Source organism: Aeromonas sp. QDB54 (assembly GCF_027707385.1).
Taxonomy (GTDB): domain Bacteria; phylum Pseudomonadota; class Gammaproteobacteria; order Enterobacterales; family Aeromonadaceae; genus Aeromonas; species Aeromonas hydrophila.
Genome location: NZ_JAPCIT010000015.1, coordinates 1 through 24022, shown reverse-complemented (window position 1 = coordinate 24022; position 24022 = coordinate 1). Strand labels below are relative to the sequence as shown.

The 24022-nt window shown below is 63.4% G+C and carries 23 protein-coding genes and 1 riboswitch; of the genes, 10 read left to right on the top strand and 13 right to left on the bottom strand.

The features are described from left to right. The first annotated feature begins 167 nt into the window (after positions 1-167). Together PG881_RS15155 and PG881_RS15150 are read left to right on the top strand one after the other, a co-directional pair. Entirely contained in the window at positions 168-2273 is a 2106-nt protein-coding gene (locus PG881_RS15155) for a DUF885 domain-containing protein (RefSeq protein ID WP_270801081.1), read from the top strand. Positions 2274-2361: 88 nt separating this feature from the next. Then, a complete protein-coding gene (locus PG881_RS15150) occupies positions 2362-2820 on the top strand; it encodes a methylglyoxal synthase (protein ID WP_010635987.1) in 459 nt (152 codons plus the stop codon). Positions 2821-2880: 60 nt separating this feature from the next. Here the strand turns inward: PG881_RS15150 and PG881_RS15145 are convergent, their stop codons facing one another. Beyond that, the gene (locus PG881_RS15145) at positions 2881-3468 is read right to left on the bottom strand and encodes a superinfection exclusion B family protein (RefSeq protein WP_010635988.1); all 588 of its coding nucleotides are present in this window, start codon (positions 3466-3468) and stop codon (positions 2881-2883) included. A 195-nt stretch (positions 3469-3663) separates the two neighbouring features. Continuing rightward, a riboswitch (yybP-ykoY riboswitch) is annotated at positions 3664-3771 on the top strand. A gap of 88 nt (positions 3772-3859) precedes the next feature. Here PG881_RS15145 and PG881_RS15140 point away from each other — a divergent pair. Next, positions 3860-4846: a sodium:calcium antiporter gene (locus tag PG881_RS15140; RefSeq protein WP_270801078.1), complete on the top strand. Its 987-nt coding sequence runs from the start codon at positions 3860-3862 to the stop codon at positions 4844-4846. Between the two features lie 90 nt (positions 4847-4936). Here PG881_RS15140 and ansB read toward each other — a convergent pair whose 3' ends face one another. The 3 genes from ansB to PG881_RS15125 all read right to left on the bottom strand — a co-directional run bounded on the left by ansB (position 4937) and on the right by PG881_RS15125 (position 7475). Further along, a complete protein-coding gene (gene ansB, locus PG881_RS15135) occupies positions 4937-5995 on the bottom strand; it encodes an L-asparaginase 2 (RefSeq protein WP_011707533.1) in 1059 nt (352 codons plus the stop codon). 132 nt (positions 5996-6127) lie between these two features. Next, positions 6128-6322, bottom strand: coding sequence for a heavy-metal-associated domain-containing protein (locus PG881_RS15130; RefSeq protein ID WP_024944793.1), 195 nt, complete (start codon positions 6320-6322; stop codon positions 6128-6130). 202 nt (positions 6323-6524) lie between these two features. Next, complete coding sequence (locus tag PG881_RS15125) at positions 6525-7475, bottom strand: AEC family transporter (protein WP_268013875.1); 951 nt, start codon at positions 7473-7475, stop codon at positions 6525-6527. Between the two features lie 210 nt (positions 7476-7685). On the opposite strand from PG881_RS15125, the gene treR reads away from it, so the two are divergent. The 4 genes from treR to PG881_RS15105 all read left to right on the top strand — a co-directional run bounded on the left by treR (position 7686) and on the right by PG881_RS15105 (position 12588). Further along, positions 7686-8633 (top strand): trehalose operon repressor TreR, encoded by a 948-nt coding sequence (gene treR, locus PG881_RS15120; protein WP_270801072.1) that lies wholly within the window; start codon positions 7686-7688, stop codon positions 8631-8633. A 186-nt stretch (positions 8634-8819) separates the two neighbouring features. After that, positions 8820-10250, top strand: a complete 1431-nt coding sequence (treB, locus tag PG881_RS15115; RefSeq protein ID WP_270801071.1) for a PTS trehalose transporter subunit IIBC — start codon at positions 8820-8822, stop codon at positions 10248-10250. Between the two features lie 67 nt (positions 10251-10317). Next, positions 10318-11979, top strand: a complete 1662-nt coding sequence (gene treC / locus PG881_RS15110; protein WP_270801069.1) for an alpha,alpha-phosphotrehalase — start codon at positions 10318-10320, stop codon at positions 11977-11979. 3 nt (positions 11980-11982) lie between these two features. Continuing rightward, the gene (locus tag PG881_RS15105; RefSeq protein WP_270801067.1) at positions 11983-12588 is read left to right on the top strand and encodes a sugar O-acetyltransferase; all 606 of its coding nucleotides are present in this window, start codon (positions 11983-11985) and stop codon (positions 12586-12588) included. Positions 12589-12690: 102 nt separating this feature from the next. Here the strand turns inward: PG881_RS15105 and PG881_RS15100 are convergent, their stop codons facing one another. After that, on the bottom strand, positions 12691-13149 hold the full coding sequence (locus tag PG881_RS15100) for an Lrp/AsnC family transcriptional regulator (RefSeq protein WP_270801065.1): 459 nt from the start codon (positions 13147-13149) through the stop codon (positions 12691-12693). Positions 13150-13252: 103 nt separating this feature from the next. Here PG881_RS15100 and PG881_RS15095 point away from each other — a divergent pair, with 103 nt between their 5' ends. After that, positions 13253-14119, top strand: coding sequence for an EamA family transporter (locus tag PG881_RS15095; protein WP_270801063.1), 867 nt, complete (start codon positions 13253-13255; stop codon positions 14117-14119). A 335-nt stretch (positions 14120-14454) separates the two neighbouring features. Continuing rightward, on the top strand, positions 14455-14787 hold the full coding sequence (locus PG881_RS15090; RefSeq protein WP_016352131.1) for a hypothetical protein: 333 nt from the start codon (positions 14455-14457) through the stop codon (positions 14785-14787). 156 nt (positions 14788-14943) lie between these two features. On the opposite strand, the gene PG881_RS15085 is transcribed toward PG881_RS15090, so the two are convergent. From PG881_RS15085 to nhaC, 7 genes are all read right to left on the bottom strand, one after another. Further along, positions 14944-16374, bottom strand: coding sequence for a gamma-aminobutyraldehyde dehydrogenase (locus tag PG881_RS15085; protein WP_270801057.1), 1431 nt, complete (start codon positions 16372-16374; stop codon positions 14944-14946). Between the two features lie 29 nt (positions 16375-16403). After that, positions 16404-17219 (bottom strand): ABC transporter permease, encoded by an 816-nt coding sequence (locus PG881_RS15080; protein WP_011707522.1) that lies wholly within the window; start codon positions 17217-17219, stop codon positions 16404-16406. Positions 17220-17226: 7 nt separating this feature from the next. After that, positions 17227-18195, bottom strand: coding sequence for an ABC transporter permease (locus PG881_RS15075; RefSeq protein WP_270801054.1), 969 nt, complete (start codon positions 18193-18195; stop codon positions 17227-17229). Beyond that, positions 18192-19205, bottom strand: coding sequence for an ABC transporter ATP-binding protein (locus PG881_RS15070; RefSeq protein WP_270801050.1), 1014 nt, complete (start codon positions 19203-19205; stop codon positions 18192-18194). The genes PG881_RS15075 and PG881_RS15070 overlap by 4 nt, the downstream gene beginning before the upstream one ends. Positions 19206-19278: 73 nt before the next feature. Then, complete coding sequence (locus tag PG881_RS15065; RefSeq protein WP_270801048.1) at positions 19279-20424, bottom strand: ABC transporter substrate-binding protein; 1146 nt, start codon at positions 20422-20424, stop codon at positions 19279-19281. A 198-nt stretch (positions 20425-20622) separates the two neighbouring features. After that, a complete protein-coding gene (locus PG881_RS15060; protein WP_270801045.1) occupies positions 20623-21546 on the bottom strand; it encodes a LysR family transcriptional regulator in 924 nt (307 codons plus the stop codon). A 105-nt stretch (positions 21547-21651) separates the two neighbouring features. Then, entirely contained in the window at positions 21652-23061 is a 1410-nt protein-coding gene (gene nhaC / locus PG881_RS15055; RefSeq protein ID WP_016352125.1) for a Na+/H+ antiporter NhaC, read from the bottom strand. A gap of 299 nt (positions 23062-23360) precedes the next feature. On the opposite strand from nhaC, the gene PG881_RS15050 reads away from it, so the two are divergent. Beyond that, positions 23361-23570: a hypothetical protein gene (locus PG881_RS15050; RefSeq protein ID WP_011707516.1), complete on the top strand. Its 210-nt coding sequence runs from the start codon at positions 23361-23363 to the stop codon at positions 23568-23570. Here PG881_RS15050 and PG881_RS15045 read toward each other — a convergent pair. Continuing rightward, positions 23565-23837, bottom strand: a complete 273-nt coding sequence (locus tag PG881_RS15045) for a late competence development ComFB family protein (protein ID WP_016352123.1) — start codon at positions 23835-23837, stop codon at positions 23565-23567. The two genes, PG881_RS15050 and PG881_RS15045, sit on opposite strands and share 6 nt — an antisense overlap. Between the last annotated feature and the right edge of the window lie 185 nt (positions 23838-24022).

Here is a 24022-nt window from a genome sequence, read left to right as displayed (position 1 = left end):
CTGCGGCGGGTTTTTTAATGTCTGGCTGCATAGCTTTTCATGAGGCTTATCATCATGAAAAGTAAGCTTATTTTTGTTAATCAGGTCGCAAAAAAGTACGCGGGAGAGATGCACTATTGGAACCCCTTATTGGGGACAAACAATAACAACGGTTAAAGGACTACACCATGCACTTCTTGCCCAACAAGCTGGCGCTGGCTTGCGCCATCGCACTCTCGCTCGCTGCCTGCAATGACAACAGCTCCAACGCCCCGGCGGATCCCGCCGCCACCAAGGCCTCTCTGATGCAGACCATGGACGAGGCCCTGCGCGAGGGCCAGGCGCTCGACCCCTACGGCTTTGCCATCGATGCCGCCAGCATCGCCAAGCGCAAGGCCCTCGACAGTTCCCTGCTCAAACGGCTGGATGCCCTGGACTCGAGCGTGCTGAGCGAACGGGACCGGTTGTTCTACGACATGATCCGCTGGGATCTGCAGATTAACCTGGCGGGTTACGATCTGCCCCAATCCCAGATCCCGATCCATCACTTCCGCAACCGGGTGGTAGATCTGGCCGATGAGGTGGGGGCCGCCCCGGCCAGTGGCAGGGCCGCCCGCACCGTCGAGCGCGGCTTCGATTACTTCGAGCAGAGTTCGGCCGAGCGGGTCGCACCGGGGGATACCGCCTGGCGGCGCGACCTCGATCGCCCGGCTGCGGCACCGGTGCTGGCGAGCAAGGCGAGGGCCGCCACCGCGCCACTGGCCTGGTATCAGGAGCACCTCACCTGGCTCAAGGCCTATGACGGCTACCTTGCCGAGGTGAAGCACCAGTTCGAACTGGGCAGCGCCCAGGGCAACACCCTGCCGGACGAGCTGGTGGACCGGCTGCTGGCCCAGCTCAACAGCAAGCTGGATGGGGAGGCGATCGCCGGTTCCTACCTTGGCTGGCAGCAACTGCCGGGAGAGACGGACGAGGCGCTGCGCAGCGAGTACAAGGGGGTGCTGGACAGCATCAACGGCCGCTATCTGGCGCTGCGCGACTACCTGGATTACCAGCACGGCGGCGCCTATGCGGTGCGCCTTGGCAGCGGCGAGTGCGACGACGGTTTCTGCGGCATGACCAACGGGCGCGACTGGTATCGCTGGCTGCTGAAGAAGCACACCACCACCGACATGACGCCGGAGCAGGTGCATGCGCTGGGGCTGAGCGAGGTGGAGCGGATCTTCGGCGCCATGGTCAAGGTGTGCCATACCGTCGGCAAGTGTGACAGCGACGACGTAGTCCAGAGCAAGCAGAGCGGCCAGATCTACGCCTTCTTCCGCTATCTGAACGAGCCGGCCTTCTTCTATCAGAATCCGCTGGCTGTCTGGTCGGCCGGCCTCAACCCGGACAATGCAGCCGGGGCGACCCTGAGCGGGCCGCAGCAACAGGCGCTGGCCGAACACGAGCGTGCACTGCAGGAGTACAACGCCTTCAAGAGCAAGGCGGCGCTGGTGCTGCCGGACTTCTTCGATGCCGAGCGTACCATTCCCAAGCTGGATTACGAGGTGGTGCCCGTCTCCTATGAAGATGCGCCATACGGCGGGGTGGCCTGGTATCAGGACGGCAACCCGCAGACCGGTCGCAAGGGGCAGTTCTTCCTCAACACCTACTACCCCTATGGTCTGCAGAGCTGGAACATCAGCACCCTGCTGGCCCACGAGGCGGCGCCGGGTCACCACTTCCAGATCACCATAGCCCAGGAGCTGGCCGCCAAGGATCCCGACTTCCCGCAGTACGTGGCGAACGCCTCCTACACCGCCTATGCGGAGGGCTGGGCGCTCTACACCGAATACCTGGCGGATCACGACATGGGGCTCTATCAGGGGCGCGGTCTCTATGATCCGGCGGTGGGGGACGTGAAGGTCGAGGGCTCGTCCGCTTTCAACAACCAGCTGCAGTATTTCGGCCGCCTCAACGAGGAGATGCTGAGGGCCATGCGGCTGGTGGTGGATACCGGCATTCACTGGTATGGCTGGAGCCACGGCCAGGCCGTCAACTACATGAAGGAGAACTCGGCACTGGGGGCGGGGGACATCAGCTCCGAAGTGCCGCGCTACATGGCCTACACCGGCCAGGCGACCTCCTACAAAGCGGGCCAGCTGGCGCTGATCCGGATGCGGGAGTCGGCCGAGCAGGCGCTGGGCACAGGCTTTGACCTCAAGGCGTTCCACCACCATGTGCTGGAATACGGCATGCTGCCCATCTCGGTGCTGGAGCAGAAGAACAAGCTGTGGATTGAACAGTCGAAGTGATCACAGTTACGGCGCCCGGCAAGGCAACGGGCGCCGCTTTCGATTAGGATACGGCTCTATTCAAACAACACTGCTACGGATGATGTCCATGGAACAGATCGCCCGTGAGATGGCGGCCCACAAGCGAGTGGCGCTGGTGGCTCACGACAACATGAAGACCCCCCTGCTGAACTGGGTGATGCGGCGCAAGGAGGAGCTCAAGCTCCACCACCTCTACGCCACCGGTACCACCGGCACCATGCTCGGCAAGCAGGCACAACTGCCCATCACCTGTCTTTTCTCCGGCCCCATGGGGGGCGACCAGCAGCTTGGCGCCCTGATCGCCGAGGGCAAGATCGACGTGCTGATCTTCTTCTGGGATCCCCTCAATGCGGTGCCCCACGATCCGGACGTGAAGGCCTTGCTGCGCCTCGCGGCAGTCTGGAACATCCCGGTCGCCACCAACGAGGCGACCGCCGATTTCATCATGGACAGCCCTCACATGCGCCAGGCGTTCAGCGTGCAGATCCCGGACTACGCCGGATATCTCAAGGCGAGAACCCAGTAACGGGGCAGAAACGACAGAGCCGGCCACAAGGCCGGCTCTTTTTATTGGCGGGAACGAAGATCAGCGCTGGAAGCTTTTCTGCGCGAACTTGGGTCTGGCATTCATGATCTGCTCCACCTGCTCGTCGCTCATCTTGCCGCGCGACAACCCCAATACCTTGTAGGTGAGCAGCGGCCGGGCCGGTAGGGCGATCATCAGGGCGCGGATCTGGTTCTCGTCCTCTTTCTCGCGCACCGGCTTGCCATAGGCATAGGTCAGTACGCCGGCATCCATCAGGTTTTTGACGGCAGGCTCGGTGATCGGCAAGTTTATGACGCTTTTGCGTTGCAGCACGAACTCGCGCAGCACTGCCTTCTCGTTGAAGTCGAGAAAGGAGATCATCTGGGCCAGCTGATCCTGCTGGCGGCGGGACTGCCACTCGTCGCAGGCCCACTCCCAGGCGATCAGGAAGCCCTGACTGCAGAAGTAGGAGATGGCGATCAGCATGCCGACGCCGAGCCAGGCGGCGTGTGTGGCGGCCCACTGGCTGACGGCCCCCTTCATCAAACCGGCCGGAAACAGCAGGATGATGCTGCAGCAGAGCAGCAGCCAGACCATCAGCCAGTTGAGGCGGTTCAGTTGATAGAAATGTTGGATCCACCGTTTCATCGTTCACCCTTCCCAAATCAGTGTGGACAGTAGTCATCTCATAGCAAACGGTGTGCCAAGGCGAAGCGTTCAGCGGCAGGGGAGTGGGTCCGGACGGCAGAACCGGTGGAGGGCACGGTTACATTCCCTTACAACTTGTTGAGCGAATGATCATTAGTTTGCCTTGTGAGGCGGCACTCAACTTGGTAAAAAGCCCGCACTGTCATAGGGGAGTAGCAACCCGCCCGTGATCCGGGCAGGGCTCATGTCAACATTCTTGGATCCTCAGGTCCATGGCATGGGCGGCGATGGCATCCATCGCTCTGCAAGACCTTTGGCCTCGATATGCAAGCCAGCCGGGCGAGCCGTATCGGGTCCATTGGTTGTTCTGCTCGCCTGGCGGTTACTCATCATGCTGATCACCCTGCTATTATTTCTGCTCTCTGCCGTCACCATCTATCTGGCCTGCGAATATTTCGTCAACGGCATCGAATGGACCGGCCACCACTTCAAGTTTTCCCAGAGCGCCACCGGCTCCCTGCTGGCGGCCCTCGGCACGGCTTTGCCTGAATGCATCGTCACCCTGACCGCATTGCTGATGGGGAATGCCCCCGCTCAGCAGCAGATCGGGATAGGCGCCGCCCTCGGTGGTCCGCTGGTACTTTCCACCATTGGTTATGCCGCCGTCGGCGTGACCCTGCTGCTGTGCCTGAGCCGCGAGCACAGGGCCATCGATGGCGAGGTACAGCGCGAGATAGGCCGCGATCAGGCCTGGTTCGTCGGCATCTTCCTGGTGGCGGTGGCCCTCGGCATGGTGGCCTTCACCGGTAAAACCTGGCTGGCCCCGCTGTTCGTGCTGGTGTATCTGGTCTATGTGCGGCGCGAGCTGAAACAGACCGACAGCCACGAGGTCGAGTTGCCAGAGCCCCTCAAGCTGGATCCGGGCGCCGAGATCCCGGCGCTCGGCAAGGTGCTGCTGCAAACCCTGGTGGCGCTGGTGGTGGTGGCGCTGGCGGCCCAGCTGTTCGTTCACCAGCTGGAGAGCATGGGCGAGCTGTTCGGCCTCTCGCCGGTGCTGGCGGCCCTGTTGCTGAGCCCGGTGGCGACCGAGATGCCCGAGCTGATGAACGTGCTGATCTGGGTGCGACAGGGCAAGCACCGGCTGGCGCTGGCCAATATCTCGGGGGCCATGATGATCCAGGGCACCATTCCCAAGGCGTTCTGCCTGTTGTTCACCCCCTGGCTGCTGGACAGCACCATGATGGTCTCCTCGCTGGTGACGCTGCTGGCTGTTGTGCTGTTGTGGTGGGGGTTCAGTCGGGAGCGGATGACGGCGGGCAGGCTCGCCTGGGTGGGGCTGATCTATCTTGGCTTCTGCGGCTGGCTGATGGCGAGCTGAGGCACCAGCCACACCAGATGCAAAAGGGCGGGACCTGGTCCCGCCCTTTTTGTTGTCATCACCCCGTGCCGGCCGATGTCGGCAAGGAGGTCAGAACTGCTGGAACCAGCGCTGGATCTGGGCCGGATCCTTGCTCTGGGTGAGCGAGAGCATCAACAGGATGCGCGCCTTCTGCGGGTTGAGGGTCTCGGCGGCGACGAAGCCGTACTTGGCGTCATCGATCTCGGCATCCAGGGTGGTGGAACCGGTCGGTACGCGGGCGGAGCGCACTACCCGGATACCGTCCTTGCTCGCCTTGGCCAGGGTGTCGAACAGGGTGTGGTAGAGGTTGCCGTTGCCCACCCCGGCGCTGACGATGCCGTCGAACTTGGCATCCACCATCGCCTTGGCCGGCAGATCGGTGGCGTTGGCGTAGCTGTAGACGATGCCGACCTGCGGCAGCTTGTCGAGCTTGCTCACGTCAAACGGGGTCTTGCTGGTGTGCAGACGGGCCGGGCTGCGCTGATAGTCGATCTTGCCGTTGTGGATGTAGCCCAGCGGGCCGAAGTTGGGGGAGGCGAAGGTCTGCACCCCTGTGGTGTTGGTCTTGGTGACGTCGCGGGCATCGAGCACGGTGTCGTTCATCGCCACCATGACACCCCGTCCCTTGGAGGCGGGGTCAGAGGCGGTCACCACGGCGTTGTAGAGGTTCATCGGACCGTCGGCGCTCATGGCGGTGGAGGGGCGCATGGCGCCGACCAGCACCACCGGCTTGTCGCTCTTGACGGTCAGGTTGAGGAAGTAGGCGGTCTCTTCCATGGTGTCGGTGCCGTGGGTGATGACGATGCCGTCCACGTCATCCTTGGCCAGCAGCTCGTTGACCCGTTTGGCCAGCTTGAGCCACACCTCGTCGTTCATGTCCTGGGAGCCGATCTTGACCACCTGCTCACCCTGCACGTCGGCCACGTTCTTCATCTCGGGCACGGCGGCGATCAGCGTCTCGATGGCCACCTTGCCGGCCTCGTAGTTGGACTGGGTGGCGGACTGTCCCGCCCCGGCAATGGTACCGCCGGTGGCCAGGATATGGACGTTGGGCAGGGCCATGGCCATCGGGGAGAGGGTCAGGCCGAGGACGGCGGCGAGCAGGGTCTTGCGGATCGGGAGAGTCATGCAGCAAATCCTTCTGAGGTGAGAAAAATTGCAGCAAGTTTGCGCTTTCTGTTGCCGGGGTTTGTGATGACTCTCACCAAAAAACAGCTGGGTACAGAATTTTAACCTGTTTTATACCTATATAGAGATAATTTAACTCGCCGAGAAGCCCTTGGCTTCGATCAGGGCGATCAGCTCGGCCTTGCTCAGTTCGCTCTCGATGACGGCCTTGCTGCTGGCAAAGTCGACGCTGGCGCTGCTGACGGCAGGCTGGGCCAGCAGAGCTTTTTGCAGGCTGGCGGCGCAGCCACCGCAGGACATGCCGGAGACGGTGAGTTCGATGGTCATGGGATATCTCCTCTGTTGGTAGGCAGTCAGCGTAAAGCTGCCGCCCGCGGCAAGGTCAAGTCATCCGTCGCGTCGTCGTTGCTGCTGGCTAGCCCATCAGCCCCAGGTAGTTCATCAGGGCGGCGCCCAGGCTGGTGCTGACCAGCGAACCCAGCGTGGTGGTGGCGATGATTGCATGGAGGGCCAGCATGTTTGCTGCTGGCTAGCCCATCAGCCCCAGGTAGTTCATCAGGGCGGCGCCCAGACTGGTGCTGACCAGAGAACCCAGCGTGGTGGTGGCGATGATGTTGGCTGCCAGCACGCTATCGCCCCCCATGGCGCGGGTCATCACATAGCTGGCGGCAGCGGTGGGGGTGGAGCTGATGAGAAACAAGATGCCGAGTGCCTGCGGGCTGAAGCCCAGCGCCCAGGCCCCCATCACCAGCAGCACCGGGATGCAGAACAGCCGGTTGACGGTGGCCCAGCCGGTCAGCAGGGCGCCCCCGCGCAGGGCCTTGAGGTTGAGGCTGGCACCGGTGCAGAGCAGGGCCAGCGGCAGGGTCATGTTGGCGAAGTAGTTGCCGGTGGTGATCACCAGCTGGGGCAGCTCGATGCCGAGCAGGCCGAAGGGCAGGGCGGACAGAATGGCGATGATCAGCGGATTTTTGGCGATCCCCTTGAGGATCGGCTTGAGCCCCTTGCTGCCCCCCAGGCTGCGGGTCAGGGTGATCACCGCGAGCACGTTGTAGAGCACGGTGACCGAGCCCACCAGCAGGGCGGCGGCGCCGATCCCCTCGGCGCCGTAGGCGTTCTGTACATAGGCCAGCCCCATGATCCCCATGTTGCCGCGAAAGCTGCCCTGCACGAAGATGCCGCGCTGGCGCCGTTCGGGGATGAAGCGGGCCGCCAGCAGCTCCAGCACCAGAAAGCCGGTGAGGGTACCGAGCAGGCCGTAGAGGATGAGCCAGGGGCTCGGCATGGTTGAAAAGTCGGTGCGCACCATGCTGAGGAACAGCAGGGCGGGCAGGGTGACCTGGAACACCAGGCGGGAGGCGGACTCGACGAAGCTGTCGGGCAACAGACCCAGCTGCTTGAGCCAGATGCCGAGCAGCAGCACCACGCAGATGGGGCCTGTGATGGAGAGGGAGAAGTGCAGACTGGCCAGCAGAGTCATGATGGATCTCCTGTGCGATAGACGGGGCCCGTGACGGAGAGAGATGGAAGCAGACTGGCGAATAGACCCATGATGCGCGTCCTGTGCGATGGCGAATGGCACGGCGTTCGCCGGGGCCAAAGGGGCATTCTAACGCCATGGGCTTGTATTCACAGGGGTTAATCACAACAATGTGGGCAATTCCACCGCCGAGCCCCTGTGAGCCACTTCATGGACAAAAAACTGACCATCCTCGATATCGCCCGACTCAGTGGTGTCGGCAAGTCGACCGTCTCCCGGGTGCTCAATCAGGATCCCAAGGTGAAGCAGGCGACCCGTGACCGGGTGGAGCAGATCATCGCCGAACACGGCTTCGTGCCGAGCAAGTCGGCGCGGGCCATGCGCAGCCAGAGCCAGCAGGTGGTCGGCATCGTGGTGTCGCGCCTCGACTCCAGCTCCGAGAACCAGGCGGTGCGCGGCATGCTGGAGACCCTCTACCAGCGTGGCTACGACGCCGTGCTGATGGAGAGCAAGTTCTCCCCCGCCAAGGTGAGCGAGCACCTGGCGGTGCTGGAGCGGCGCGGGGTGGACGGCATCATCCTGTTTGCCTTCAACGATCTGGACTATGCCGCCATGGCGCCGCTCAGGGAGAAACTGGTGCTGATGGCCCGCGAGCGCCCCGGCTTCTCGTCGGTCTGCTTCGACGATGACGGGGCGGTGCGCGCCGTGCTCGCCCACCTCGGGGAGCGTGGCCTGACCGAGGTCGCCTATCTCGGGGTGGAACGCAGCGATCTCACCACTGGGCTGCGTCGGCATCAGGCTTACCTCGACTACTGTCGGGAACAGGGGCGCACGCCCCGCAGCGCCCTCGGGGATCTCGGTCTGCAAAGCGGCTATCGGCTCGCGGCCGAGCTGCTCACCCCCACCACCCAGGCCATGGTCTGCGCCAGCGACACCCTGGCCATCGGCGCCGCCAAATACCTGCAGGAGCAGGGTCGCACCGACATCCTGGTGAGCGGCCTTGGCAGCAATCCCATGCTGACGTTCCTCTTTGCCAACACCCTCAGCCTGGATTTCGGCTACAAGGACGCCGGCATCCTGGCCGCCAGACAGCTGCTCGACCAGATTGAAGAGGGGCAACCCCCCAGAGCGACCATCGCCCCCTGTCAGCCCCTGTAGTCTATCTTTTCCTCCATTCCCGGCGTTTTGCGCTTTTTGTGACCAGCGCCACGAATTGGGAACGTTCCCATTGCCGATGCCAGCCACTGGCTTCATGCTGATTGGGAACGATACCAATAAACGGGCGGTCCTTGGCCAGCCGGTAAAGACACGACCATTATTCATGGAGTCACAGAGGGAAGGCTCATGTCAAAAGTCAACACACAGCATCTGGCGCAGCTGATCGAGCGGATCGGCGGCAAAGAGAACATCACCACTGTCAGCCACTGCCTGACCCGGCTCAGGTTCGTGCTGGCCGATCCGGCCAAGGCCGATCCCAAGGCCATCGAGACCATCCCTTCGGTGAAGGGGAGCTTCACCCAGGGCGGCCAGTTCCAGGTGGTGATCGGCAACGAGGTGGATCAGTGGTACAAGGCGCTCACCCAGGAGATCGGCGTGAGCGGCGGCAGCAAGGAGGCCGCCAAACAGGCCGCCCGCCACAACATGAACCCGTTGGAGCGCGGCATCTCCCACCTGGCGGAGATCTTCGTCCCCCTGCTGCCCGCCATCATCACCGGTGGTTTGATCCTGGGCTTTCGCAACGTCATCGGCGACATCAAGATGTTCGACGACGGCACCCACACCCTCACCGAGATCAGCCAGTTCTGGGCCCAGGTGCACGCCTTCCTCTGGCTGCTGGGTGAAGCCATCTTCCACTTCCTGCCGGTGGGTGTCTGCTGGTCTGCGGTGAAGAAGATGGGCGGCTCCGAGATCCTCGGCATCGTGCTGGGTATCACGCTGGTGTCGCCGCAACTGATGAACGCCTATGGCATCGGCCAGCAGACCCCGGAAGTGTGGGACTTCGGCCTCTTCGTCATCCAGAAGGTGGGGTATCAGGCCCAGGTCATTCCGGCCCTGCTGGCGGGTGTCTTCCTCGCCTGGGTGGAGACCAGCCTCAAGCGCATCATCCCGGCCTATCTCTACCTGGTGATTGTGCCCTTCATCTCCCTGCTGCTGGCGGTGATCGTGGCCCACGCCCTGATCGGTCCGTTCGGCCGCTGGATTGGTGACGGCGTCGGCTTTGCCGCCAAGGCGGCCATGACGGGTTCGTTTGCCCCCATCGGCGCCGCCCTGTTCGGCTTCCTCTATGCGCCCCTGGTCATCACCGGCATCCACCACACCACCAACGCGGTGGACCTGCAACTGATGCAGAGCATGGGCGGCACCCCCATCTGGCCGCTGATCGCCCTCTCCAACATCGCCCAGGCGTCTGCGGTCGTCGGCATCATCCTGATCAGCCGCAAGGAGAACGAGCGGGAGATATCGGTCCCGGCCGCCATCTCCGCCTATCTCGGGGTGACCGAGCCGGCCATGTACGGCATCAACCTCAAGTACAAGTTCCCCATGCTGTGCGCCATGGTGGGCTCAAGCTGTGCGGCTCTCATCTGCGGCTTCGCCGGTGTGATGGCCAACGGCATCGGGGTGGGCGGCCTGCCGGGCATCCTCTCCATCCAGCCGCAATACTGGGGCATCTACGCCATCGCCATGCTGGTGGCCATCGTGGTCCCCGCCCTGCTGACGCTGCTGGTCTACAAGCGCCAGCAGGCTGCCGGCAAGCTGGCCCAGGCCAGCGCCTGATCCCACGCATCAGGGCGACCCGCAGGGTCGCCCTCTCCCTTTTTCATTCGAGACAAGAGCAAGACCCATGAGCCAAACACCCTGGTGGCAGAGCGCCGTGATTTACCAGATTTACCCCAAGAGCTTTCAGGATTCCGCTGCCCGTGGCACCGGCGATCTCAAGGGGATCATGGCCCGCCTCGACTATCTCAAGACTCTCGGTGTCGATGCCCTCTGGCTGACTCCGGTGTACGTCTCCCCGCAGGTGGACAACGGCTACGACATCGCTGACTACCTTGCCATCGACCCCGCCTACGGCACCATGGCCGACTTCGAGGCGCTGCTGGCTGCCGCCCACGCGCGCGACATCCGCATCGTGATGGATATCGTGGTGAACCACACCTCCACCGAGCACACCTGGTTCAAGTCGGCGCTGGGGGACAAGAACAGCCCCTACCGCGACTACTACATCTGGCGCGATCCGGTGGATGGCGGTGTGCCCAACAACTGGCAATCCAAGTTTGGCGGCAGTGCCTGGGAGCTAGATGACCTCACCGGTCAGTACTACCTGCACCTGTTTGCCCGCGAGCAGGCGGATCTCAATTGGGAGAACCCGGCGGTACGTGCCGAGGTGAAAAACATCATCCACTTCTGGGCCAAGAAGGGGGTGGACGGTTTCCGGCTCGACGTCATCAACCTCATCTCCAAGGATCAGGCGTTCCCGAACGACGAGGTGGGTGATGGCCGCCGCTTCTACACCGACGGGCCGCGTATCCACGAATTTTTGCAGGACGTGAGCCGCGACGTCTTTGCTCCGGTCGGTGCCATGACGGTGGGGGAGATGTCCTCTACTTCGCTGGAGCACTGCCAGCGCTACGGCGCGCTGGATGGCTCCGAGCTCTCCATGGTGTTCAACTTCCACCACCTCAAGGTGGATTACCCCAATGGCGACAAGTGGACCAAGGCGCCGTTCGATTTCCTCGAGCTCAAGCGCATCTTCAACCACTGGCAGAGCGGCATGCACGGCAAGGGGTGGTCGGCGCTGTTCTGGTGCAACCACGATCAGCCGCGCATCGTCTCCCGCTTCGGTGACGAGGGCGAGCATAGGGTGGTGGCCGCCAAGATGCTGGCCAGCACACTGCACGGCCTGCAAGGCACCCCCTACATCTATCAGGGGGAGGAGATCGGCATGACCAACCCCGGCTATCAGCGCATCGATGACTATCAGGATGTGGAGAGCCGCAACATCTTCGCCATCAAGCAGGCCGAAGGGATGAGCGAGGCCGAGATCCTCACCATTCTCGGCGCCAAGTCCCGCGACAACTCGCGTACCCCGATGCAGTGGAGCGCCGCGGCCAACGCCGGCTTCACCAGCGGATCGCCCTGGCTCAAGCCTGCCGCCAACTACCCGCTGATCAACGCCGAGGCAGCGCTGGCCGACCAGAGCTCGGTGTTCTGGCACTACCGGGATCTGATCCGCCTGCGCAAGACTCATCCCATCTTCACCCAGGGGGATTATCAGGAGCTGCTGGCGGGGCACCCGCAGATCTGGGCCTATGCCCGCTGCGCCAACGGCCAGACATTGCTGGTGGTGAGCAACTTCTACGGCGAGCCGGCCACCTTCGCCCTGCCGGACGAGCTGGCCACCGGCAAGGGGCGCCTGCTGCTTGGCAACTACCCGGATAGCCCGGCCCGGCCGCAGTCCTGTATGCTGCGCCCTTATGAATCCCTGATCTGGCTGGTGGAGTAGGCGATGAACGAGGTGATGACAAAGGCGGTAGTGCGTGGCGCCGAGTGGCAGAAGATGGTAGCGGGGGAGCCTTATGATGCAGGCGACCCCGAGCTCAAGGCGGCGCGCGAGCGTTGCCGCAGGCTCTATCACACCTTCAACACCAGCTGGCAGGAGAAACCGGCGCGGGATGCCCTGCTCCATGAACTGCTGGGCGGCCGTGGCAAAGCGTGCGCCATCAACCCGCCGTTCTTTTGCGACTATGGCGCCAACATCTTCGTGGGGGAGAACTTCTACGCCAATGTGGGCTGCACCATCCTCGACGTGTGCGAGGTGCACATCGGCGACAACGTGCTGCTGGCGCCGGGGGTGCAGATCTACACCGCCGCTCATCCGGTGGCGGTGGCGCCGCGCATCAAGGGGGTGGAGTTCGGCAAGCCGGTGCGGATCGGCCACAACGTCTGGATCGGTGGCAGCGTCGTCATCTGCCCCGGCGTCACCATAGGGGACAACAGCATCATTGGCGCGGGTTCGGTGGTGACCAAGGATGTGCCAGCGGGCGTGGTGGCGGCTGGCAACCCCTGCAAGGTATTGCGGCCGATGACGGCGGAGGAGCTGGCAGCGGTCTGACCCAGCCGGGGCGGGCAATCCCACCCCGGTTGAGATCTGGCGCCGCGTTCAAGGCGCCATCCTTTATCTCATTTCTTCCCAAGGACATGCTGCGTTCTCACCTCAGGCAGGCAGCAAGGCTCCGCAGCGTTTGTGCTGTTTCATGACCACCAGGGTCTTGAAGCTGCGCACCTGCTCCCTGGCATGCAGCACCCGCCGGGTAAACAGGTCGTAGCTCTGCATGTCCCGTGCGGCGACCTGCAGCACGAAGTCCTGCTCCCCCGTGACGTACCAGAGGTCCATGACCTCCGGCTCCCCTTGCAGGCTGGCGATCATCCCATCGATGATGCGGCCGTGATCCCGCTCCAGCGTCACGAGCACCAGCATGGTGATGGGCCAGCCCATGGTGGCGGGTGCCACCAGCGCCACCTCCCGCTCGATGAGTTCAGCCTCCCGCAGCGCCCGCACGCGGCGGTAACAGGCCGGTGCCGAGAGGCCGACCCGGTGGGCCAGCTCGGGGGTCGGCAGGCGGGCATCCTGCTGCAGTTCGGCGAGGATGAGCAGATCGAATTTGTCGGTCATGGGGAGAGAGATAAAAATTATCGAATAGGGCCAGTTTTAGACCGAAATTACGGCCATCGCCAGATATATTTTACTTCTGATTGTCTGCTCAGGTTTGAACAAGATGCCGCCGAACACCACTGCTTTCTCCTCCCTGCTGGCGGTCATCCTTGCCATGCTGTCGATTACCCTCGGTGCCTCGCTGGCCAAGTCCCTGTTTCCCCTGATCGGGGCTGCCGGTACCACCTTGTTCCGACTGGGATGCGCCGCCCTGCTCCTCTCGCTGGTGTTTCGCATCTGGCGAATTCCCTTCGATCGACGCACCCTGCTGGGGGCCATCCCCTATGGGCTGTCGCTCGGGGCCATGAACCTGCTCTTCTATCTGGCGATCGAGCGGATCCCCCTCGGCGTGGCGCTGGCCATCGAGTTCATCGGCCCCTTGACGGTGGCGCTGCTCGGCTCGCGCCATCGGGCAGACTTCCTCTGGCTGGCGCTGGCCATCGTCGGCCTGCTGTTGTTGCTGCCGTTGCGGGCGGCCGAACAGACCCTCGATCCGTTGGGGGCGGCGTTGGCGTTCGGGGCCGGGGTGTTCTGGGGGCTCTATATGCTGACCGGCAAGCGTGCCGGTGCCCTGCTGGGGGCGCAGGCGCCGGCGCTGGGCATGTGGGTGGGAGCCTTGCTGGTGCTGCCCTTCGGCCTCGGTGGTGCGAGCGAGGCCACCTTCACCCTGCCCGTGGTGCTGACCATCGTGGGGGTAGGGCTGCTCTCCAGCGCGATCCCTTACTCCCTCGAGATGTTTGCCCTGCGCCGGCTGCCGCTCAAGAGCTACGGCATTCTGACCAGCGGTGAACCCGCCATGGGGGCCCTGATGGGGTTGCTGTTGCTGGGGGAACAATTGCCCCCGGCCCAGTGGCTGGGGATCGCGGCGATCATCGTCGCCTCCATGGGCACCACCTGGCAAGGCGGGCGCCGGCGCACCGAGCCGGCGTGATCTGCCGGGCCCGTACGGCAGCCGGATTACGCGCATGACCTCGCCGGTGGGGGTCTGCCGTTCGCTGAACCCGGGATGTACAGCCACTTCAGATTTTTTGAACATCTAGGCCAGTTTATCTCGCTAACAATGGCGGGCCTGGATGTTTAATATTCACTCAACGCTTAGGCAGGAACGCCAAGCGGCCAAATAACTGGTCGTTCAAGGCTGTGGCACTCTCAAACAGGGTGCCGGATGTCGGTGAAAGAACAACACACTATTTGAATAACCTCTTGCAAGGATGCATTGATTCGGGCCCGTCGGCCCAGGCAATGACATAAAAACCAAGAGAGTGAATGAACATGAAAAACGTAATCAAGATGCTGGCCGTTGCAGGCCTGATGACCGCAGGTTTCGCCCAGGCTTCCGTTCCGGCTGACTTCAACGCCGCCCCGGGCGTGCTGTTTGTGAACTGGCACGCGACTGCCGCTGTCGAAGGCAAGGCCAACCCCATGCTGGAAGTGCGTGACGAGTCTGGTGACGTGGTTGCCTCCGTCCATGCCAACCTGATGGGCACCCAGCAAGTGCAGATCCCGAGCCGCACCCAGGGCAACCTGACCGTGAGCCTGGGTGATCAGAGCAGCGACTACCGCATCCCGTTCGGTATCGGCAGCGGCAAGCAGCGCTAAGCCGACAACGCCCTGGCGTGATGGCCGCAGACCGCGCCGGTTCGACCGGTACCGTCCCCGGCCATGATCGCCAGCGTGGCGTGCAGATGCAGAGTGCTCAGAGAGAAGGCCCCGCCATGCGGGGCCTTCTGCTTTTCGTGTCCGGTTGGCCGGGCCTCACAGCTTGAGCATGATGTGGCGCGGCACCGTGTAGTCTTCGAGGGCGTAGAGGGAGAGATCCTTGCCGTAGCCGGACATCTTCATGCCGCCGTGGGGCATCTCGGAGGTGAGCATGAAGTGGGTGTTGATCCAGGTGCAGCCGTACTGCAGGTGGCTGGCCACCTTGCTGGCAAGGCTCAGATCCTTGGTCCAGACCGAGCTGGCGAGGCCGTAGTCCGAGTCGTTGGCCCACTGCACCACCTGCTCGGCGTCGCTGAAGCGGGTCACCGACACCACCGGGCCGAACACCTCGCGGCGCACGATTTCATCCTCCTGACGGGCATGGGCGATCAGGGTCGGCTCGAAGAAGAAGCCGTTGCCGGGGCGGATCTTGCCCCCCGCCGTCACCTCCACGTGGCCGCTGCTCTGGGCCCGCTCCACGAAGCTGGCCACCCGGTTGCGCTGCCGGTCAGAGATGAGCGGCCCCATCTCCACCCCCTCCTCGCGTGGGCCGCCCACCTTGATGGAGGCGACCGCCTCGGTCATGGCGGCGACGAACTTGTCGTAGATCTTGCCCTGGGCGTAGATGCGGCAGGCGGCGGTGCAATCCTGGCCGGCGTTGTAGAAGCCGAAGGTGCGAATGCCCGCCACCACGGCCTCCAGGTCTGCATCGTCGAAGATGATGACCGGCGCCTTGCCACCCAGCTCCAGATGGGTGCGTTTCATGGTGCGGGCGGCGCTCTGCAGGATCTTCTGGCCGGTGGCGATGTCACCGGTCAGCGACACCATGCGTACCAGCGGGTGCTCCACCAGCGGCGCCCCCACGCTCTCGCCTCGGCCGCAGACGATGTTGATGACGCCGCGCGGGAAGAGCTCGCTGGCGAGCTCCGCCAGGCGCAGGGCGGTGAGCGGGGTCTGCTCGGAGGGCTTGAGCACCACCGTATTGCCGGCGGCGAGCACGGGGGCCATCTTCCAGGCCGCCATCATCAGCGGATAGTTCCAGGGGGCGATACTGCCCACCACCCCGATGGGATCGCGGCGGATCATGCTGGTGTGCCCCTCGATGTACTCCCCCGCCAGCGGCCCCTGCAGGCAGCGGGCCGCGCCGGCGAAGAAACGGAAACAGTCCACCACCGCCGGCAGCTCGTCATTGAGCACCGCCAGATAGGGTTTGCCGCAGTTGAGGGATTCGAGCGCCGCGAACTCCTCGGCGTGGCGCTCGATGGCATCAGCCAGGCGCAGCAGCAGGTTGCTGCGCTGGGCCGGGGTGGTGCGGCTCCACTGGGCGAAGGCGCGCTGGGCACCGTTTACCGCCCGGTTGACCTGCTCGAACGAGGCTTCCGGCACCGAGGCGAGCAGCTCGCCGGTGGCCGGGTTGAGGATGGGCTCGGCCTGGCCGTCACCGGTGACGAACTGACCGTCGATCAAGAGTTGGGTAGAGAGTTTCATGGTTGCATCCTTGCGCACGCGTTGAGTCGTTATTTGCCACTGCCGGCGACGTCCTGGCCGTCGCGGGTGAGGTAGTAGGCAAGCAGAATGGGAATGGTGGTGAAGGCCACTATGATGAGCGCCACCACGTTGGTGACCGGCCTGTCCCGTGGCCGGATCAGCTCCTGATACATCCAGATCGGCAGCGTGGTCTGCTGGCCGGCGGTGAAGGTGGTGACGATCACCTCGTCAAAGCTGAGGGCGAACGCCAGCATGCCCCCCGCCAGCAGCGCCGTGGCGAGGTTGGGTAGGATCACGTAGCGCAGGGTCTGGAAGCCGTCGGCCCCGAGATCCATCGACGCCTCGATGAGGCTCTGGTTGGTGCGGCGAAAGCGCGCCAGGGCGTTGTTGTAGACCACCACCACGCAGAAGGTGGCGTGACCGATGACGATGGTCCAGAAGCTGAAGGGGATCTCCATCACCCCGTAGGCGGAGCGCAGCGCGATGCCGGTGACGATACCGGGCAGGGCGATGGGCAGCACCAGCAAGAGCGATACCACCTCCTGGCCGAAGAAGCGGCTGCGGGCGATGGCCCCCGCCGCCAGAGTGCCGAGCACCATGGCGGCCAGCGTCGCCAGCCCCGCTACCTCCAGCGACAGCTGGATGGCGCGCCACACGTCGGGGCGGTTGAGGGTCACCTCGAACCACTTGAGGGTGAGCCCGGGGGGTGGGAACTGGTAGCTCTTGCTCTCGCTGGTGAAGGCGTAGAGGAAGATGAACAGGATCGGAAAGTGCAGGAACAAGAGACCGCCGATGGCCGCGTACTTGAGCAGGCCGGAAGGCTGGTTGCCATGGTCCCGTTTCATGGGCTGATTAGAGCGCATCGAAGGCCCCCAAGCGTTTCGCGATGGTGAGGTATATGGCGATGATGAGGATCGGCACCAGCGAGAAGGCGGCGGCGAAGGGCAGGTTGCCCGCCGTGCCCTGCTGCATGTAGACCACCTGACCTATGTACATGGTGGAGTTGCCTATGATGCCGGGGATGATGTAGTCCCCCAGCGTCAGGGAGAAGGTGAAGATGGAGCCCGCCACCACGCCGGGCAGGGCCAGCGGCAGGATCAGGGTGCGAAAGGTCTGGGCCGGAGTGGCACCGAGATCGCCGCTCGCCTCAAGCAAGGAGCGCGGGATCCGCTCCACCGCCGCCTGGATGGGCAGGATCATGAAGGGCAGCCAGACGTAGACGAACACGATGAAGGTGCCGATGCGCGAGAACGACAGCGACGCTCCCCCGATCACCGGCAGCGAGAGGATGGCGTCCAGTAGCCAGTCCAGTCCCAGAGTATCAGCCAGCCAGCTGATGACCCCCTCCTTGGCCAGGATCAGCTTCCAGGCGTAGACCCGCACCAGATAGCTGGACCAGAGCGGCAGCATGATGCCGACGTAGAACAGGGCCCGGGTCTTGCCGCTGGTGTAGCGCGCCATGTAGTAGGCCACCGGAAAGCCGAGCAGGGCGCAGGCCAGGGTCACCAGCAGCGACATGCCGACGGTGCGCAGGATCACGTCCAGATTCTCCGCTCGCAGCAGGGCGACGAAGTTCTGCAGCCCCAGCTCGTGGCGGATCTGGCCGCTGAACTCGTCCAGCCCGAAGAAGGCGTTGGAGAGCAGCATCAGCAGGGAGCCGACATAGATGATACCGAGCCACAGCAGCGGCGGCCCGAGCAGGATGGCCAGCAACAGACCTGGCCGCCCGTAGAGCAGGGTGGAGAGGCGCCGCAGCGGCCGATAGGAGAGAGGGGCAGTGGGTTGGCTCATGGCAAGGCTCGCACTGTGGGGGGCGCTCATGGTTGAGCTCCCAGAGGGGCGGTGTGCAGGCGATGGATCGCCTGCTCCGGCCAGCTGAGGCTGACCCGGGCGCCACGGGGCAGGCGGGCCTGGCCCTCGTTGGGGTGGTTGACGATGAGCTCGAGCTGCTCGCCGAGATTGACTCGGTAGCGCACGAAGGGGCCGAGGTACTCCACCTCGCGCACCTCCCCGGACCAGCCCGGTGTGCCGGCCTCGGCGAGCCGGATCCGCTCCGGGCGCACCATCATCTGGCGAGCATCGCCGCACAGGCGGCGGGCCTGCTCCCCCTCGAACAGGTTGACGGTGCCGACGAAGCGGGCGACGAAGGGGGTGGCGGGGGCGTCGTAGATGGTATCTGGCGCGGCTATCTGCTCGATCTTGCCCTGATTGAAGATGCAGATGCGGTCGCTCATGGAGAGCGCCTCCTGCTGATCGTGGGTGACGAAGATGAAGGTGATGCCGAGCTGGCGCTGCAAGGCTTTCAGTTCGAGCTGCATCTGCTCGCGCAGCTTGAGGTCGAGCGCCCCGAGCGGCTCGTCCAGCAGCAGGATGCGCGGCTGGTTGATCAGTGCCCGGGCGATGGCGATGCGCTGGCGCTGGCCGCCGGAGAGCTGGCCCGGTTTGCGGTTGCCGACGCCGGGCAGGCGCACCAGCTCCAGCATTTCGTCCACCTTGCGGTAACGCTCCGCCTTGGCGACGCCCTTGAGCATCAGGCCGTAGCCGATGTTGTCGCGCACATTCATGTTGGGAAACAGGGCGTAGTCCTGAAACACGGTATTGAGGTTGCGATCGTAGGGGGGCACGGTGGAGCAGGGCTCGCCGAACAGCCGGATCTCCCCCTCGCTCGGGTATTCGAAGCCCGCGATCATCCGCAGGCAGGTGGTCTTGCCGGAACCGCTCGGTCCCAGCAGGGTGAAAAACTCGCCGGCCGGGATCTGGAAGGAGATGTCGTCGACCGCCTTCACCTCGCCATAGTGGCGGCTGACCCGGTCAAATTGTACGGCATTCATGGGGCGTCCTTGTCTGTGTGGGAAGCGGGCCGGACTCCTGTCCGGCCCCATATCGGCATTTACTCAGGCTGTCTCAGCGACCACCCAGGATGGCGATATAGTCCGAGACCCAGCGGTAGTAAGGAACGCAGGTTCCCTGGCTCTTGCACTGGGTGACAGGGGTACGCCAGAAGCGCACTCGATCGAAGTTGTCGATGCCGTTGGTCTTGCACCCCTCTTTCCCGAGCAGGGCATTGCCGTCACAGGCGGCCGGCACCACCGGCACGGAGCCGAACCAGGAGGCGAGATCCCCCTGCAGCTTGTTGTTGAGGGAGTGCTCCAGCCACTTATAGGCACAGGTGAGGTTCTTGGCCTCGCTGTGCACCATGCTGGTGTCGGCCCAGCCGGTGACGCCCTCCTTGGGCACCGTCGTGGCGATGGGCTGCTTGTCGGCAATCAGGGTATTGGCCTGGAACGGCCAGGAGCCGGAGGCGACCACCCCCTCGTTCTTGAAGTCGTCGATCTGGACGAAGGCGTCGTGCCAGTAGCGTCCCACCAGTTGGCGCTGCTGGCGCAAGAGGTCGAGGGCTGCTTTGTACTGATCCTCGTTCAGCTCGTAAGGATCCTTGATGCCGAGCGCCGGCTGGTGGCTCATCAGATAGAGGGCGGCATCGGCGATGTGGATGGGGCCGTCGAACGCCTGCACCCGCCCCTTGTTGGACTTGCCGTCCGGCAGGGTCTGCTCCTCGAACACCACGCTCCAGGAGTCAGGCGCCTTGGGGAACACCTTGGTGTTGTACATCAAGATGTTGCCGCCCCACTGGTAGGGCACGCCGTAATGCTTGCCGTCTACCGTGTGCCAGGGGGCATTCTGCAGGCGGGGGTCTATCTTGCCGTAGCTCGGGATGAGCGCTAGGTTCAGTGCCTGCACCTTGCCACCGGCGATGAGGCGCAGGCTGGCGTCGCCGGAGGCGGTCACCAGATCGAAGCCTCCCTCGTTCATCAGCGCCACCATCTCGTCCGAGGTGGCGGCCGTCTTGACGTTGACCTTGCAGCCGCTCTCTTTCTCGAAGCCGGTGACCCAGTCGTAGTTCTTGTCGGTCTCGCCGCGCTCCACGTAGCCGGCCCAGGCCACGATGTTGAGCTGGCCTTCACTCTTGCCGAGGGTGGTGGGGGCAGCCTGGGTCTGTCCTGCCAGCAGGGCGGGGATCAGGGCCAGGGTGAGGGGGGTCAGTTTCATCTTGCTCTCCTTGCTGAGGCGGGCACGGTTGTGATGCCATGCTGACAATTAACATCCTGTTAACCAGTCATGAGCGTAGGAGAAGCCGTGAGCAATGAGAATTTCAATTTTTAACGCCGGAGGTATCTGCTAAATCGATATCGAGTGCAGATGAATCTGAATTTCTGCGGCAGATACCACGACAGTTGCAGGGCAGGCTCAGCGGGCGAGGGGTTGACGGGCCCGCAGCCGGCTCTGATCCCGCACTATGTCGATGAACTCGCGGGCGGTCCACTCCAGCCGCGAGCCGCGCCGCCACACCAGGCCGATGTCGATGGCGGGGATGGGCTCCTTGATGGCGCGGGCCTCGCCCCGCTCCTGCTCCAGCGACCAGGGGCGGTAGGCAAAGTCTGGCAGCAGGGCGAGCCCGAGCTGGCTCGCCACCAGGCTGCGCACCGCCTCCACCGAGGCGGTCCGCAGCACGATGCGCGGCGCTATGCCGTAGCGGCGCAGGCCGCCGCCGATGATCTGGTCCAGCTGATCGGCGGTCAGCGAGATCATGGGCTCCTCGCCGAGCGCCTTGAGGGAGAGGGTCGACTCGGCGCAGAGCGGGTGGTTGGCGGCAAGCCAGACCCGCAGCGGCGAGCGGGTCAGCAACTCGGTATCGAACGCCTCCTGGCGGATGGTGCGGTTGGTCATCAGGATCCCCACATCCACCTCGCCGTTGACGATCTGATGCTCGAGATAGGGCTGCTCATCCTCCTTCACCTCGATCTGCACCGCCGGGAAGGCGCGGCGAAAGCGGCCGAGTGCCTCCGACAGGTAGTAGCCGGCCACCAGCGTGGTCACGCCTATGGTGAGCCGCCCCTGATCTTGCTGGGCCACCGCCTTGAGGGACTGGCCGGCTTCGGTCATGGCGCCGAGGATGCGCCGGGCGTGCAGCAGAAACTGGTGACCCTGGGTGGTGAGGCTGACGCCGCGCGGATTGCGCTCGAACAGGGCGGCGCCGAGCTCGGTCTCCAGCTCGCGGATGGCGCTGGTGACCGCCGACTGGGAGATGTGCAGCTCGGCGGCGGCGCGGCTGACCGAGAAGCTGTCTGCTACCGCCACGAAATAGCGGATCTGGCGAAAGGTGAAGTTCATCTGGGCGTCCTGCCGCGTGTGATCAAGGTGACTGCCAGCTTAACCTCTAATCTCGGCCAGACAAAAGGCGCCGTGCTGGCGCCTTTGTCATGGTTTTTCCGGCGGTTAGCGGGAGCTGGCCGCCTCGATCACCGGGATCCGGTTCACCGCCTTGCCGAGATAGGCGAGGGTGATGGTCACGATGATGCAGGTGAAGCTGAGCCACATGTAGGGCAGGTAGTCGAGGGTCGCCACCCCCAGTACCCCGGCCATGAAGATGCCGTTGTCGCTCCAGGGCACCATGCCACAGGTGAGGGTGCCGCCGAACTCGGCGTTGCGGGAGAGGTTCTTGCGTGCCAGCCCCAGCCGGTCGTAGTTCTTGGCCATGATCTTGGGGGTCAGGATCAGCGATACGTACATGGCCGAGCCGAACACGTTGGCCAGGAAGGCGGTACCTATGGTGTGGGTAGTCAGGCTGCCGGCACCGTTGATCCGCTTCTCGAAGGCACTGGCTATCACTTCTAGGATGCCGACCTTCTCCAGCAGGCCACCAAACCCCAAGCCAAAGATGATGACGGCCACCGAGCCCAGCATGGACTCCATGCCGCCGCGGCCCAGGATGTTGTCGATGAAGTCGACGCCGGAAGTGATGGCAAACGGGCTGTAGGCGGAGTGCATCGCCTTGACCGGATCCATGTCCTGGAACAGGATGGCCCAGATCAGACCCAGCAGGGCGCCGAAGCTGATCACCGGGAAGGCGGGTTTGCGGTTGGCCAACAGGCCCAGCACCAGCACCACCGGGACTATGGCCAGCGGGGTGATGTTGAACTGCTTGTCGAGCGCTTCCATCACCAGGTTGACCTGCTCCAGGCTGACGTTGCCGGAGTACTGCATGCCGACCACGGTGAACAGGGCGGCGGTGATGACATAAGAGAACAGGCTGATGGGCAGCATCCCCTTGATGTGTTCCATCACGTCGACGTTGGACATGGTCGAGGCCAGCACCACGGAGTCGGAGAGCGGGGAGAGCTTGTCACCGAAATAGACACCGGAGAGCACGGCACCCGCCACCAGCGGCGCGGGCACGCCGAGGCTGTGGCCGATCCCCATCATGGCGATGCCGGCAGTGGCAGCTGAGCCCCAGGAGGTACCGGTGGCCAGCGAGGTCAGCGAACAGATAATCAGGGTCGCCAGCAGGAAGATGGACGGGTGAATTACCTTGAGGCCGAAGTAGATGATGCTGGGGACGATGCCGCCGGCAATCCAGGTGCCGACCAGAGCACCGACGGAGACCAGGATCAGGATGGCCCCCATCCCCTTGGCGACGCCGTCTACGGCCGCCTGCTCCAGGGATTTGTAATCATGGCCGAGCTTGATGCCGAGCCCCATGATGACGAACCAGGCGATGAACAGTGCCAACTGGATTGGCAGGTCGAGCACGCTGGTGAAGGAGAAGGCCAGGGCCAGGAAAATAGCCAGGCAGGCAAACACTTGCGACATGCCCGGCAATCGGATGTGGTTTTGTTGGTTTTGCATAGATACTTCCTAAACTCTTGCTCGCCAAGGTCAGTCCCTCTCGTCCTGTGGATACACGTATCCCGAGGGGCCCACCCAAAAAGAGGCCGCAATCTACCACAAACCTGGGGGGGCAAATCCCAACTGATTTAGCAAAAATGCAGTTTTGATTGAAAAACTTACAAATTAGTTGATCTCATAACCCGTTTTTGAGTGCTCTGTTTGCCCCGATGGGACATTCGACTCCGATAGAAAAGTCCGATTGCATACTCCTAAAATACAAATGATAATTGTTATCAATTGTTGAGAGGGAGTGTGTCATGAGATGGATAGTGAGAGCCATGCTGCTGATCGGGCTGCTGGCGATCCTGATCTGGGGTCAGGACAAGGCATACGGTATGTGGAGCCTGGGCTTCTTGCTGGCCGCCTGGGTCATGCTGGAACCCAGGCTGAGGCCTGCGCTGATCCTGCTGCCGGTGGCCGGTATGACGGGAGTCGCGGCCCTGATCTGGCAACAGCCCTGGTTATGACGAGGTGGCCGGGGCGCTTTGCACCTTCTCTTGCGCCAGCTTGAGCGACTCGATGACGTTTTTCTCCATCTCGGTACGCTTGGCATCGGTCAGGAAGTAGATCATGTCGACGTCGTGACGAATGTAGTGGGAGGGCAGCTGGTTCAGGGTCAGGCAGCAGAGATCGGCCATCTGGTTGGCGCTCAGCTTCTGGTTGAGCCCCTGTCTCTCAATCTCCTTGAGCACCAGATGCTCGTAGAAGTTGTGAATGTCGGTATCCAGTATCATATGCGTTCCTTGGCATGACGATGGGCGGTGAGTCGTCAAAAGCATAGTCATAACAAGGGCTAAAAACAAAAGGCCCATCACTTTCGTGATGGGCCTTTTGCATAATGAATGGTGCGAAGAGAGGGACTCGAACCCTCACATCCGTGGGACACTAACACCTGAAGCTAGCGCGTCTACCAATTCCG

Coding starts and splice junctions, on each gene's coding strand:
- PG881_RS15155 (WP_270801081.1), top strand. CDS start 168: ATGCACTTCTTGCCCAACAAGCTGGCGCTGGCTTGCGCCATCGCACTC.
- treC (WP_270801069.1), top strand. CDS start 10,318: ATGAGCCAAACACCCTGGTGGCAGAGCGCCGTGATTTACCAGATTTAC.
- PG881_RS15065 (WP_270801048.1), bottom strand. CDS start 20,424: ATGAAACTGACCCCCCTCACCCTGGCCCTGATCCCCGCCCTGCTGGCA.
- PG881_RS15060 (WP_270801045.1), bottom strand. CDS start 21,546: ATGAACTTCACCTTTCGCCAGATCCGCTATTTCGTGGCGGTAGCAGAC.
- PG881_RS15070 (WP_270801050.1), bottom strand. CDS start 19,205: ATGAATGCCGTACAATTTGACCGGGTCAGCCGCCACTATGGCGAGGTG.
- PG881_RS15090 (WP_016352131.1), top strand. CDS start 14,455: ATGAACATGAAAAACGTAATCAAGATGCTGGCCGTTGCAGGCCTGATG.
- PG881_RS15085 (WP_270801057.1), bottom strand. CDS start 16,374: ATGAAACTCTCTACCCAACTCTTGATCGACGGTCAGTTCGTCACCGGT.
- PG881_RS15100 (WP_270801065.1), bottom strand. CDS start 13,149: ATGACCGACAAATTCGATCTGCTCATCCTCGCCGAACTGCAGCAGGAT.
- PG881_RS15045 (WP_016352123.1), bottom strand. CDS start 23,837: ATGATACTGGATACCGACATTCACAACTTCTACGAGCATCTGGTGCTC.
- nhaC (WP_016352125.1), bottom strand. CDS start 23,061: ATGCAAAACCAACAAAACCACATCCGATTGCCGGGCATGTCGCAAGTG.
- PG881_RS15050 (WP_011707516.1), top strand. CDS start 23,361: ATGAGATGGATAGTGAGAGCCATGCTGCTGATCGGGCTGCTGGCGATC.
- treR (WP_270801072.1), top strand. CDS start 7,686: ATGGACAAAAAACTGACCATCCTCGATATCGCCCGACTCAGTGGTGTC.
- PG881_RS15095 (WP_270801063.1), top strand. CDS start 13,253: ATGCCGCCGAACACCACTGCTTTCTCCTCCCTGCTGGCGGTCATCCTT.
- PG881_RS15130 (WP_024944793.1), bottom strand. CDS start 6,322: ATGACCATCGAACTCACCGTCTCCGGCATGTCCTGCGGTGGCTGCGCC.
- PG881_RS15140 (WP_270801078.1), top strand. CDS start 3,860: ATGCTGATCACCCTGCTATTATTTCTGCTCTCTGCCGTCACCATCTAT.
- treB (WP_270801071.1), top strand. CDS start 8,820: ATGTCAAAAGTCAACACACAGCATCTGGCGCAGCTGATCGAGCGGATC.
- PG881_RS15145 (WP_010635988.1), bottom strand. CDS start 3,468: ATGAAACGGTGGATCCAACATTTCTATCAACTGAACCGCCTCAACTGG.
- PG881_RS15075 (WP_270801054.1), bottom strand. CDS start 18,195: ATGAGCGCCCCCCACAGTGCGAGCCTTGCCATGAGCCAACCCACTGCC.
- PG881_RS15105 (WP_270801067.1), top strand. CDS start 11,983: ATGAACGAGGTGATGACAAAGGCGGTAGTGCGTGGCGCCGAGTGGCAG.
- PG881_RS15125 (WP_268013875.1), bottom strand. CDS start 7,475: ATGACTCTGCTGGCCAGTCTGCACTTCTCCCTCTCCATCACAGGCCCC.
- PG881_RS15150 (WP_010635987.1), top strand. CDS start 2,362: ATGGAACAGATCGCCCGTGAGATGGCGGCCCACAAGCGAGTGGCGCTG.
- PG881_RS15080 (WP_011707522.1), bottom strand. CDS start 17,219: ATGAAACGGGACCATGGCAACCAGCCTTCCGGCCTGCTCAAGTACGCG.
- ansB (WP_011707533.1), bottom strand. CDS start 5,995: ATGACTCTCCCGATCCGCAAGACCCTGCTCGCCGCCGTCCTCGGCCTG.